11 protein-coding genes are annotated in these 13311 nt (G+C 33.7%); 5 read left to right on the forward strand and 6 right to left on the reverse strand.

Features of this window, described 5'->3' with window-relative positions; translation table 11 throughout:
* The first annotated feature begins 17 nt into the window (after positions 1-17).
* From GQ40_RS16390 to GQ40_RS16400, 3 genes are all read left to right on the forward strand, one after another.
* Positions 18-1598, forward strand: a complete 1581-nt coding sequence (locus tag GQ40_RS16390; protein WP_047550897.1) for a peptide MFS transporter — start codon at positions 18-20, stop codon at positions 1596-1598.
* 74 nt (positions 1599-1672) lie between these two features.
* Complete coding sequence (locus GQ40_RS16395) at positions 1673-3460, forward strand: peptide MFS transporter (protein WP_047550901.1); 1788 nt, start codon at positions 1673-1675, stop codon at positions 3458-3460.
* A 177-nt stretch (positions 3461-3637) separates the two neighbouring features.
* Positions 3638-4192, forward strand: a complete 555-nt coding sequence (locus GQ40_RS16400; protein ID WP_047550904.1) for a thioredoxin family protein — start codon at positions 3638-3640, stop codon at positions 4190-4192.
* A gap of 2 nt (positions 4193-4194) precedes the next feature.
* On the opposite strand, the gene GQ40_RS16405 is transcribed toward GQ40_RS16400, so the two are convergent.
* The 5 genes from GQ40_RS16405 to surE all read right to left on the reverse strand — a co-directional run bounded on the left by GQ40_RS16405 (position 4195) and on the right by surE (position 9019).
* Positions 4195-6228, reverse strand: a complete 2034-nt coding sequence (locus GQ40_RS16405) for a ComEC/Rec2 family competence protein (protein WP_047550906.1) — start codon at positions 6226-6228, stop codon at positions 4195-4197.
* 25 nt (positions 6229-6253) lie between these two features.
* Positions 6254-6775 carry a C40 family peptidase gene (locus tag GQ40_RS16410; protein WP_047550909.1) on the reverse strand — a complete coding sequence of 174 codons (522 nt, stop codon included), beginning with the start codon at positions 6773-6775 and terminating at the stop codon, positions 6254-6256.
* 80 nt (positions 6776-6855) lie between these two features.
* Positions 6856-7965, reverse strand: coding sequence for a lipid-A-disaccharide synthase (gene lpxB / locus GQ40_RS16415; RefSeq protein WP_047550911.1), 1110 nt, complete (start codon positions 7963-7965; stop codon positions 6856-6858).
* Entirely contained in the window at positions 7966-8250 is a 285-nt protein-coding gene (locus GQ40_RS16420; protein WP_047550914.1) for a hypothetical protein, read from the reverse strand.
* Positions 8240-9019: a 5'/3'-nucleotidase SurE gene (surE, locus tag GQ40_RS16425; protein WP_047550917.1), complete on the reverse strand. Its 780-nt coding sequence runs from the start codon at positions 9017-9019 to the stop codon at positions 8240-8242. The genes GQ40_RS16420 and surE overlap by 11 nt, the downstream gene beginning before the upstream one ends.
* A gap of 228 nt (positions 9020-9247) precedes the next feature.
* Between surE and GQ40_RS16430 the strand changes: the two genes are divergently transcribed.
* Complete coding sequence (locus tag GQ40_RS16430) at positions 9248-11404, forward strand: carboxy terminal-processing peptidase (protein WP_047552113.1); 2157 nt, start codon at positions 9248-9250, stop codon at positions 11402-11404.
* A gap of 1 nt (position 11405) precedes the next feature.
* Entirely contained in the window at positions 11406-12500 is a 1095-nt protein-coding gene (locus GQ40_RS16435) for an ABC transporter permease (protein ID WP_047550920.1), read from the forward strand.
* On the opposite strand, the gene GQ40_RS16440 is transcribed toward GQ40_RS16435, so the two are convergent.
* On the reverse strand, positions 12497-13303 hold the full coding sequence (locus GQ40_RS16440) for a sulfotransferase family protein (RefSeq protein ID WP_052184301.1): 807 nt from the start codon (positions 13301-13303) through the stop codon (positions 12497-12499). The two genes, GQ40_RS16435 and GQ40_RS16440, sit on opposite strands and share 4 nt — an antisense overlap.
* Positions 13304-13311 lie beyond the last annotated feature (8 nt).

The raw sequence follows: 13311 nt of genomic DNA on the forward strand, positions 1-13311 counted from the left end.
AACTAATAAAAAAATTTATGTCAGCGACAACACTTAAACCGCATCAAAAAGAACTTTGGGGACATCCAGTAGGTTTGTATGTTTTATTCTTTACTGAAATGTGGGAACGTTTTTCCTATTACGGAATGCGTGCACTTTTAACTCTATATTTAGTAGAAAAAACAACTACTGATAATCCTGGCTTAGGTTGGTTAGATTCAGAATCTATAATGCTATATGGCTGGTACACAATGTTAGTTTATGTGATGTCCATTCCAGGTGGTATGATTGCAGATAAATATTTAGGTCAGAAAAAAGCAGTATTATATGGAGCATTGACTCTTGTTGCAGGACACGGTATTTTAGCGTTTGATGAAATGTGGGCCTTTTATACGGGATTAGCATTAATTATTTTAGGTGTTGGACTTCTAAAGCCCAATATTTCAACAATGGTTGGTGGCTTGTACAAGCAAGGTGATATTCGAAGAGATAAAGGATTTAGTATTTTTTATATTGGTATTAATTTAGGGTCATTACTTGCAACTTTCATTGTTGGTTATGTTGGAGAAAAAATAGGATGGCACTATGGTTTTGGTCTTGCAGGTATTGCAATGTTACTTGGGTTGATTGTGTATCTCTACGGTCAAAAATACCTTGTAACCGTTGGTAATAAACCAACAGCAGAAGATAAAAGTAATGATGTTTCTATAAGCAAATTAATAGGTGATTTAATGAAATCACCGGTTAATCTAGGGATTGTTTTAATCATCATAGCTTATGCTGTATATGCAGGATTTTCTTATGATGGAGTGGATAGCTGGGGCTATACTGCACTATATATATTTATTGCTGTAGTAGCAGGAATAATGATGATGATTTATAAAAATCTAGAAACACAAGTGTCAAAAGACCGTTACTTAGTATTATTACTTTCTTTTTTAATTGTAATTGTATTTTGGGGAGCATTTGAGCAAGCAGGAGGATTAATGAGTATTTATACCAAGACAAATACAGATAGAATGTTATTTGGTTGGGAAATACCTGCGACTTGGTTTCAAGGATTGAACGCAGGTTTTATTATAATCTTTGCTACTTTAGTTGCAGGTTATTGGGCTAAACGAAAGCTGAAAGGAAAAGAGGCGTCCTCTTTATTTAAAATGGCAGTTGGAACTATGATTATGGGTCTAGGTTTTGTGTTTATGATTTTTGCAGCAGCAGAATTTAATGCAGAAGGTAGCTCAGGAATGCAATGGTTAGTTTTAGCTTATTTGTTTCATACCATTGGTGAATTATGTTCATCACCAGTAGCCTTATCGTTTATTACAAAACTAGCTCCAGTTAAATATGCTTCTTTAATGATGGGTGTTTATTTCGCTGCGACAGGATTAGGAAATAAAGTAGCAGGAGTAATTGGCGAATCTGCCTCAGAGTTTGGAGAGTATGCTATATTTTCAGGAATTACAATATTTACAGTGGTTTTTGGGCTTTTAGTTATTTTACTTTTGAAACCTCTAAAACGACTTACTCATGGCGCAGAAGATAATGAAAGGATAATGAACGAGAATGAGACATTTGAGCAAGAAAAATATGAACTAGGAGATCCTGAAATTAAAGATTAAAGATAAAAAAACAACAAGCCCTTGCAAATTCAATTTTGTAAGGGTTTTCTATTTTCCAACTAAATTTATAATCTATGAGTACAGATATCGAAAATCTATTTAAAGACAAGGTTATTGGCCATCCAGCAGGATTATTCGTAATATTTTTTACTGAAATGTGGGAACGCTTTTCGTTCTACGGAATGCGAATCCTTCTTATTTTATTTCTAACAGCACCATTAGTAGATAGTAATGCAGGTTGGGGATGGACTAGCGAAAATGCTTTATCTCTAATTGGTACATATGGCTCTTTGTTATATCTAACACCTATTCTTGGTGGTTGGATAGCAGATAATTATACGGGATATAGAGTAGCTGTTGTTATAGGCTGTTTGCTCATGACATTGGGTCATGCAGCCATGGCTTTAGAAACTACAAGTTCATTTTACATAGGATTAGGACTCTTAATTGCTGGAACTGGATTTTTTAAGCCAAATATGACCTCAATGATATCTGATATGTATAAAGGTAAGGAGTCTAAAAAAGATGGAGCCTACACCATTTATTACATGGGTGTAAATGCAGGTGCTTTCTTCGGAATGATGCTATGCGGTTATTTAGCAGAAAACTATGGATGGAGTTATGGATTTGGTCTAGCAGGAATATTTATGCTATTAGGATTAATTCAATTTTGGTTGGCAAAAAACCTTTTCGGGAATATTGGAGGAAAACCATCTGGAATCTACGAAGTAGAATTACCCCAAAATATAAATGAGAGAAACCCTAAGGAGCATAAAACAGATATTCCTGAAACTGAAAAACTAAATCCGTTTACATTGTTTGATAAAATATTAATTGTTTTGTCTTCTGTAGGAGGTCTTTTGTATTTATTTAATGACCCATTAGAAAAAATCGAGAATACTAATTTATTACCCTTCACTGTCGGAGGTGTGAGTGGTTCTAATGTTGTAGTTCTAACAGCGTTGATTTTATTTCTAATTTTATTGGTAACTAGAATTTCACGTTACTTGCCAATAGTTAGAGATCGTATTATTGCGGTATCTATATTTGGTGTATTTACAGTGTTTTTCTTTGCGTTCTTTGAACAAGCACTGGGCTCAATGACTTTGTTCGCAAGAGATTATACAGATAGAAGTTTGGTAGGAAATTCTGCAATGATTTTTAAAATTGTAGATTTATTATTAACTACTGTGCCATTGGTTATTATTACTTGGGTTCTAATTTTATTATCTAAAAAAACTTACAAAAAAATAGGGATGTCTAACCTAGTTCTCGCTATTGCATTTATTGGTTTATGGATTTTAGTAATTTTTAGATTGATAGATAAATTTTCTCAAGATGGTAATGAGGTTGATGCTTCTTGGTTTGGAATTCTTAATTCTTTCTTTATAATAACATTGGCTCCTTTATTCTCTAAATGGTGGGAAAGCAAATACAATCCTAGTGCAGCTATGAAATATGGAATCGGTTTAGTTCTTTTAGGTCTTGGATTTGCATTTCTATCTTATGGAACCGGTGACGTGCCTCAAGGTGCTAAAACAGCTTCTGTAAGCATGATATTTTTAATTATGGCGTTCTTATTTCATACCATGGGAGAATTATGTATTTCTCCAGTAGGTTTGTCTTACTTAAGTAAATTAGTTCCTGGTCGCATGATCGGTTTTATGTTTGGTATTTGGTACTTGGCTATCGCAGTTGGCCAAAAGGCTGCAGGTAAAATGGGTGGAATGATTGACTCTATTAGCGAACAGTATTCTATTAGTACTTTCTTTTTAATATTTACACTTGTTCCAATTAGTGTTGGAGTAATTTCAATAATATTAAACCCACTACTAAAAAAACTAATGCACGGTGTGCGATAAACGAGAAAATCCGTTAAAATAACCTAAAATGCTCCTGCTTTGGAGCATTTTTTGTAAGTTCGGAACAACTTTTGCAAAAAATCAAATCACGAAATGAGCCATATTTATTGGATTTTGAAATTTTCAAATTTCTCTTTGGAGCATTCCTTTTGACAATAAAAATAATTAGAACCTCAAATGAAAAAAGTACTTATCTTATTTGCAATTGCCTTGATATCGTCAAGTGCTGCAATAGCGCAATCTTTAGAAATTAATTGGGTTACTTTTGAAGAAGCACTAGAGCTTCAGAAGAAAAAACCCAAAAAAATCATGATGGACGTATATACCAACTGGTGCGGACCATGTAAAATGCTAGATAAAAACACCTTCCATAATAAGGATGTCGTAGACTATGTAAACAAGAACTTTTACGCAGTTAAATTCAATGCTGAAGGTAACTCTACAGTAAATTATCAAGGTGCAAAATTTAGTAACCCAGGTTACAAGGAAGAACTAAAAAACCGAAGAAATAGCGTGCACGAACTTTCACGACATTTAGGTATAAGAGCTTACCCAACTATCGTTTATTTTGATGAGAATGGAAGCGTCATACAGCCCATTAGCGGTTATATGAAACCACAGCAATTAGAATTATATTTAAAGTTGTTCCAATCTAACGATTACAAGAACATTAAAACCCAAGATCAATTTAACGCGTATTACGAAGCGTTCAAAGCAGAATTTCAAGAGTAAATTTACTTGATTATAAAAGCTCCCTTTTCACTAGTTTGGTGAAAAGGGAGTTTTCGTTTTAGGCAAGTTTCTTCCCAACGTTTTATGTAGGATTTATAGTTGCTGCCATCTGCAATGATAAATTTTGGCTGTATGGAATCAATCATTCTATCCATGTTTATTTTTGGAGAATTTCTGAGCAAAACGTAATCTGGAGTAAAGCTCTTTACGTTATAAATTCCTAAACTATCAATCAGTAAAATCGTTTTATTCTGAAAAACATAAACAGCTTTCAATGTGTCTACGGAATTTGAAGTTATAAAATTTCCGACGTTATAATTCTTAATAATCCGGTCTCTCGACCAGGAAATACTATCAAAATTATGAGCTGTAACAAGAGAACTGTTTGTTTTTTGAGCAATTAATGTCTTTCTGCTTTTATGAAATATCACGAACTCAGTATTGGTATTTTTATACGATATGGACACCCATGTGGCTTGTAAGCCCAAAATAGCAATGCCTACAAAAATTAATTTTCTATAGTTTGGTTTTTGATACCAAATGGTTAGACTTATAATAAAAAGGTAACAAGCAAATACCTGAAGTTCGTTAAAGGAAACATTCTTGAACAAAAAGGTTTCTTGCTGTGATACCCATGAAACGATCCAATTCATCAGGCTAATGATATTTCCGTAGAAATCTGCTAAAAATTGCGGAAGTGCATTTAAAAGCGCCAAGATAATGATCAAAATACTAAAAGCGAGAATTACTCCCAAAAACGGAATTATCGCCAAATTAGAGATAAAAAACAGACTTGGGAACTGATGGAAATAATACAAACTCAACGGTACAACGCCAAACTGTGCTGCAACAGTAACTGTAAATATCTGCCAGAAATAATCGGTCACTTTCCATTTGGGACGCCATAGTTTGTAGAGGAGTGGCTGTATTGTGACAATGGCTATAACCGCAATGTAGCTCAATTGAAACCCGACATCAAATAAAAACATAGGCTTAAATAGCAACAATACAAACATTGAAATGGCAAGTGTATTATAAATATTTGTTGGTTTTTTGTGATGCATGGCAATGGCTACAATACTAAACATCGTCACAGCTCTCGTCACAGAAGCAGATAATCCTGCGATAATGGCAAAGCTCCATAGCAAAAATAAGATGAGGATGACCTTAATTAATTTTCCGTTTTTTATGCGCTCAATTGGTTTTAAAGAAAAATTTAAAAGCAATAAGATCAAGCCAACATGTAAACCCGAAACTGCTAAAATATGTATTGCACCTGCATCTGTATAGCTATCATAAATAGCTTTGCTCATATCTTGTCGTTGCCCTAAAATAAGGGCGTTGATGATAGCTAGTTCCTCTGGTCTAAAATTGTAGTTTTCAAGTTTAAGATTGATTTGTCTTCTTATATTATCTGCAAAACCAAAAACGGTATTCGCTTCATACTGTATAGGTAATAGCGTCGAGTTTTGCGTATAAATTTGATGGTGGATGTATTGTTTTTTCAAATAATTCCTGTAATCAAATTGATTGGGATTTTGAGGTGTTGTCAAAACCTGAAAGTCCGTAAATGTCATTAACACAGCATCATTTTTAAAACGATCAACAACGCTGTCTTTCTTAATATTTAGTAAAACTTTTCCTTTTACATCTCTATTGCCAATTTTAAGAATATTAACAACGTATTTATCATAATAATTTCCAGACTTTAATCGCTCCCTAACTTTAAAAATAACGGGTTCTTTTATTGTTTCTTCGGAAATTTCCAAACTATAATGATTGTCAAAATTTTGTTGGTCGTGTATATTGTAAACAAATATCCCCAAGCAAAAAGTAGTTGTAATCGCGAGGATACCAAACCAAACTGAAGGTTCATCCTGGTGTTTAGCAATAATAAAAGATACACTTAAAATGAAAAGAAGTACTAAGCACAAAACTGCAGAGAACAGTAGTGCAATTTTAAAATATTCAGCAAATAAAATGCCCACGATTAGACAAATGGTAAGCTTTATAATCGTAAAGTTGAGTAACTTCATTTTCAAAAGTTACAACAAAAATATGTTACAGCACTCTTCTTGCTTGAACGTAAGCTAGAAACCAGTATTTTTCGGCAAGATTTGATACAATAACACCTCTGCTTGTTGTAGAGTGTATAAATTCTACATGACCTGGTCTAGTAGCGGTAACGATACCAACATGATTGACATGACGACTATTTTTCTTAGTGGCAAAAAACAATAGATCACCCTCTTTAACTTCTTTAACATCAATCCAATCACCACGCTTTGATAAGTCACCAGTAGTTCTTGGAAGAGAAATATCTTCCTTTTCAAATGCGGTTACTACCAAACCAGAACAATCCATACCTTTTTTTGTAGTGCCACCATATTTGTAACGTGTACCTTCAAAGGTTTTGGCATAATCAATAATATTTACAACGGTTTTAGGAGTAGATGCAGAAGGTGATGAAGGTGTGTTGTTAGTGGTTTTAGTAGTCCTCGATTTTTTGGTGACAACACCTTTTGAAGATTTACAACTTGTAAAACAAACACATAAAATAAGAATAAGAATAATTTTTTTCATCAAGAAGTGGGCTATTGGAGCCTAAAATTAAAAATTATAGATAGTTTAGTGTGCATATAACGTTTGGGTTATTAACAATGTTATTTACAACTTTCAAAAATTAGTTGAGCAGTCTTCTGGCTTGCTCCTTTTCCACCAAGCTTTTTTTCTAGATCGTAATAGTCTATAAAAAATTGAACCCGCTCATCTTCATCCAAAATGTGGGTTAATTCTTTTTTAAGTCTCTTTGTATTTAAATCACCTTGAATGAGTTCTGTGACAACTTCACGATCCATTATTAAATTAACGAGAGATATGAACTTTAATGTGATGATGCGTTTTGCTATTTGGTAAGAAATGGCATTTGCTTTATAGCATACAACCTGCGGAACTTTAAAAAGTGCAGTTTCTAGAGTTGCAGTGCCAGAGGTGACTAATGCTGCATTAGAAACACTCAATAGATCATAGGTTTTATTAGAAATAAACGCCACATTAGTTTGCTTTATAAAAGGTGCATAAAATTCATAATCTTGACTTGGAGCACCAGCAATAACAAATTGATAATCTGGAAAATCATCAACTACACTCAACATAACGCTGAGCATTTTTGTAATCTCTTGTTTTCGGCTTCCGGGAAGTAGGGCTATTATTGGTTTTTTAGATAACTTATGTTTTTTTCTGAATTCAAATTCGCTTACCTGTGTTCTATCTGCAATACCATCAATTAGAGGGTGGCCAACAAAGTGCACATCATAATCATATTTAGCATAAAACTCTTTTTCAAAAGGAAGTATCACGTACATTTGATCAATATCCCGTTTTATTTTTTCAACTCGACTGGCTCTTGATGCCCAAACCTGGGGAGAGATGTAATAATGGGTTTTGAAATTTTGCTCTTTTGCCCATTTGGCAATTCTAAGATTGAAGCCAGAGTTATCTATAAAAATAATGACGTCTGGCTGAAATTTTTCAATATCCTTTTTACAGAATTTTATGAGTCCGAGTATTTTCCGAAGATTAAAAATAACTTCAGCAAAACCCATAAATTGGCGTTCTTTATAATGTTTTACCAATGTGCCACCAACAGCTTGCATTAAATCGCCTCCCCAAAATCTAATGTTAGCATCTGCGTCTTGTTGCAGCAATGCTTTCATTAGGTTTGAACCATGAAGATCTCCAGAGGCTTCGCCAGCTATGATGTAGTATTTCATTTAAATAAACCTGATAATTAATGTTATGATGGCTACAATTACTGTTGCAATTAAAACGCCTTGAGCTTTTGAATCTTGTTGTTTTTTTAAGAAAAGAAAAAAGGCACCAAGGTTTAAAATAGCTCCCATACTTACCAATTTAGTGAAAACACCTTGACTCAGCGCGATTTGAAATGAATCATTTATGGAGTTTCCTTTTCCGAAGAAAAGAAGAGCCAAAACCAACCCTACAATACTGCAAATTAAGCCTACGATTACACCTTTTATTATGTCTTTATTTTTCATTAAAATCCCACGTATTTAATTCCTGGATGCTATGGTGTGCTGTTAAGTCGAACTGAACAGGTACAACGGAAACATACCCATTTGCAAGTGCCCATTCATCGGTATCTTCTCCATTGTCTAAGTTTACAAATTTGCCTGTAAGCCAGTAATAATCTTTCCCGAAAGGGTTTTGACGCTTGTCAAATTCTTCTTCCCAATTGGCATGTGCTTGTCTGCAAATTTTTATGCCTTTAATGTCTTTTTTCTCTAAGTTGGGGAAGTTGACATTTAAAATTGTACCACTATCCAAACCATGTTTCAAAACATTTTCTGCTATGGTTTTTACGAAGGTTTTACAATGTTCAAAATTTGCGCCCCAATTATAATCGCATAGTGAAAAACCTATTGATGGAATGCCTTCCACACCAGCTTCAATGGCAGCACTCATAGTACCTGAGTAAATCACATTGATTGATGAGTTGGAGCCATGGTTAATGCCAGATACGCACAAATCTGGTCGTCTATCCAAAATTTGTTTAACACCTATTTTTACGCAATCTGCAGGTGTGCCAGAACAACTGTACTCTTCTTGTTTACCGTTATCTATTGCTATTTTTTCTATATGTAATGTTGAGTTTATGGTTATGGCATGACCCATCCCACTTTGAGGACTGTCTGGTGCAACAACCACTACATCTCCAATGGTATTCATCACATCTATTAAGGTTCTTATACCTGGAGCAGTAATTCCATCGTCATTTGTAACTAATATTAAGGGTTTTTTAGACATATAAACCTATTGTTTTTGTTTTTTAGTACACTTGCAAAAATACACAAAGAGCCTTGAATATCCTATAAATAAAGGTTTAACAAAAATTTATTAGCTTGGCATTTTATTGGCATGGTTTTTTCTTTTACTTTAGTAAAAATTATAAAATCTTGCGTTTTTTTTACCTTACCAAAATATTAAGTTTTGATAAAATGCGTTTTATAACTACAGAAAAATATGAAAAATATGATGAAAAGGAATTATAAACTGCTGCTTTTAGTATTGCTATTAGCGTTTGCCTCTTGCAGTTTTACGACGAAAAAATTTCAGGACCCAAATAAAGATAAGTTGTTAATTCAGCTTATTACTTATGTTTTAGAGCAGGGACATTTTAATCCTCAGGAAATTAATGATGGGTTTTCCGAAGCAGTATTTACAGATTATTTAGAACAACTAGATCCATTTAAACGTTATTTTTATGCTTCTGATATTAAAGAGTTTGAAGCCTATAAAGATCAGTTAGATGATCAAATTAGGGCTTATGATGTTTCATTTTTTAATTTAACCCACGAGCGTTTATTGAAGCGTATTTCAGAATCTAAAGAGATTTACAAGGATGTGCTTTCAAGACCTTTTGATTTTTCTTCTGCTGAAGAGTTTTCAACAGATTATGAGAAATTAGATTATGTAAACTCGAAAAAGGAAATGAAAGAACGTTGGAGACAGCAACTTAAATTTTCAACAATTGCGAATTACGATGATTTAGTGTCAGATCAAGAAACGATAGCTAAAACAGATATTTCAGAAGATGGTATTAGTGATTCACAAAAAGAAAATAAATCTAATATAGAATTAGAGGAAGAGGCTAGAGGTGCAACTCAAAGATCTCTTGATGAGCTTTACGATTTTATAGATGATAGACAACGTAAAGATTGGTTTGCGGTTTATATCAATGCTATTGTTGAAGAATTTGATCCACATACATTTTATTTCGCTCCAGAGGATAAAGATCGTTTTGACGTCGCTATGTCTGGAAATTTTGAAGGTATTGGAGCTAGACTTCAGAAAAAAATGGATGCTACAATCGTGAACGAGATTATTAGTGGAGGTCCAGCTTGGAGGCAGAATGAGCTTGAAGTTGGTGACCAGATCATGAAAGTACGCCAAGAGGATGAAGAAGAAGCTATAAATATTGTTGGTATGCGTTTAGACGATGCGATCAAATTTATAAAAGGACCAAAAGGAACAAATGTAACCTTGACTTTGAAAAAAGTGGACGGTACTATTGAAGATATTACCATAAAAAGAGATATTGTTGAATTAGAAGAAACATATGCAAAATCATCTACTGTCATTAAAGATGATAAGAAATTTGGTGTGATTAACCTGCCTAAATTTTATGTTGATTTTGAAGATTATAACAAGCGTAATGCAGCGTCTGATATTAAACTCGAATTAGAGCGTTTAAAAGCGGAAGGTGTTGAAGGCATCATCCTAGATTTAAGAAATAATGGCGGTGGATCTCTACAAACTGTGGTCGATATGGGTGGATTATTTATTGAAGATGGTCCTATCGTACAAGTTAAAAATGCAGGTGAACCAAAAGAAGTTTTAAAGGATAGAGATAAGTCTATTGTTTGGGATGGTCCATTGGTGATTCTTGTGAACGAATTGTCAGCATCAGCATCAGAGATTTTAGCTGCTGCAATGCAAGATTACAAAAGAGCAATTGTTATAGGTAGCAAACAAACTTATGGAAAAGGTACTGTTCAAAACGTATTAGATCTTAACCGTATGGTGAGACAAAATAGCGAAGGCGACATGGGAGCCTTAAAATTCACCACTCAAAAATTCTATAGAATTAATGGAGGTTCTACGCAATTAGAAGGTGTTAAGAGTGATGTGGTTGTTCCAGACAGGTACAGTTACATTAACATTGGTGAAAAAGACCAAGAAAACCCTTTAGAATGGGATAAAATTGATGCTGTAGATTATAAAGTTTGGGAAAGTTACTACGATTACGATACGACAATCTCAAAAAGTAAAGAGCGTATGGCAAATAATGAACAATTAAAGTTGATCGATGCCAATGCACAATGGGTTAAGAGAATTAGAGATAGAGAAATGTATTCACTTAATTATGACGATTACAGAAAGACGTTAGCAAACAATGAAGAAGAATCTAAGCGTTTTGAGAAGATTTCAGATTACAAAACGAATCTTTCATTCCAGTCCTTACCTTACGAAATCAAGTTGATGGATAAAGATTCTGTTCTAAGAGAAAAACGTGATCGTTGGCATACCAGTTTAAGCAAAGACGTTTACATTGAAGAAGCGATTAATGTTCTTAACGACCTTAAAATGACATATAAAATTAAAAACGTTGCGACTTCAGTAAAAAACTAAAATGAGTAAAACAAGCGACTCATTATCACAATTAGCGCTCCGAAAGTTCAAAAAAAACTTTTGGGGCGTTTTGAGTTTTTGGATCGTTGTGGCCATCGGTCTCATGTCATTGTTCGCTTATGTGATTGCTCCAGACAATTCACAAAATGCCAATCAAATGCATCTCTCAATCCATTCTCAACGTCCAGGATTTGAAGTGCAAATGCTTAATATACCTTCGGAAATTCAAAATCAACAAACATGGTTATCCAAATTGTTCTATGGAAAACAAAATAGCGATCTAGAAATTCCAATTTCAGAATATAAAATAGAGAACAATCAATTATTATATACTGAATATGCCTCAGATGGATTAATAGGCGCAGAAAAAACAATAGATCTAAGTGCCTTTCCAGACAGGGATTACAAAGCTTTCATCAAAAATAAAACCTTTTTTTTTGGAACAGATAAATACGGAAGAGATTTGTTGAGCAGAGTCTTGATAGGCTCACGTATTTCATTTTCAATAGGGTTTATCGCGGTATTTATATCATTGATCATCGGTATTTTCTTCGGAAGCATTGCAGGATATTACGGTGGAAAAATTGATGCATTCATCATGTGGATCATTAATGTTACCTGGTCAATCCCAACACTTTTACTAGTAATAGCCATAACTTTGGCATTGGGCAAAGGTTTTTGGCAAGTCTTTATTGCAGTAGGATTAACGATGTGGGTTGAAGTCGCTAGAGTTGTTCGCGGACAAATAATAAGCGCAAAAGAAATGCAATATGTCACTGCAGCTAGAGCATTGGGATTTAATGATTTTAGAATCATTACAAAACACATTTTACCAAATATAATGGCACCAATCATAGTTATTTCCGCAGCAAATTTTGCAGCAGCAATTCTAATTGAAAGTGGTTTAAGTTTTCTAGGTATAGGAGCACAACCTCCAATGGCAAGTTGGGGAGCAATGATCAAGGACCATTATAATTATATCATTTTAGGAAAACCATATCTAGCCATAATTCCTGGTTTATGCATCATGCTTTTGGTCATGGCTTTCATGCTCATTGGTAATGCTTTGAGAGATGCTTTGGATGTGAAATCTTAATACTTTAACCAATGTGAAAGATCTCGATTGGTAAGTTTTTCGATTTTTTTAATATCACCAGTGAGACTATCAACAATATATTTTTTAGTTTCTTCGGAAATTTTAGGTTTGGAGTCTATAAAGTCTGCATTGAAGTAATTTTTAGCAATTAAACCAATTTTTTTAATTTTTTGCCAAAGTGTTTTAGGGTTGTCATATTTATAATGCAACACCCATCTATTGAAACTTTTATTACTGTTTAATTTAGAAGTATCCACTTCAAAAGAGCCAACATTCAAAAATTCGTAAACTGTATCTAATACCTTTTGTGGTTGCGACACAAAATCTTCAAAAAATAATAATAGAACTTGTTCTTTACCAAATACGTTTAGATAAGGTTCAATTTGCATGGCATACCTTGAAACATTTATATGTTGTATTTCAGAAGTAATTACATGATCAATATCACTATTTTTTTGATAACCTCTATTGTACGTATGTGTGTAGTGGGAAATAATGCGATCAATAGGATTTCGCATCATATAGATAAGTTTCATGTTGGGATTGTATTCAAAAATATCTGCAGAAACGTTTTTATTGAAATTAGGAAATTTAGTGTAATTGGTTGAGCCTTCTCCGTAAAGTTTGGAATCGCAATTAAATAACTTGTGATATTCATCGATATGATCTCTCCATTCTAACTTACTGAAAAATTGAGGTTCTTTAGGTTGGCTAAAGCAAATTTCAGGATGTAAAGCTAAAGCATTGCTTAAGCTAGTTGTGGCTGATTTAGCAGCACCAATAATAAGAAAATTGACTTTCAAGATTTAAG

The organism is Psychroserpens sp. Hel_I_66, assembly GCF_000799465.1.
Classification (GTDB): Bacteria; Bacteroidota; Bacteroidia; order Flavobacteriales; family Flavobacteriaceae; genus Psychroserpens.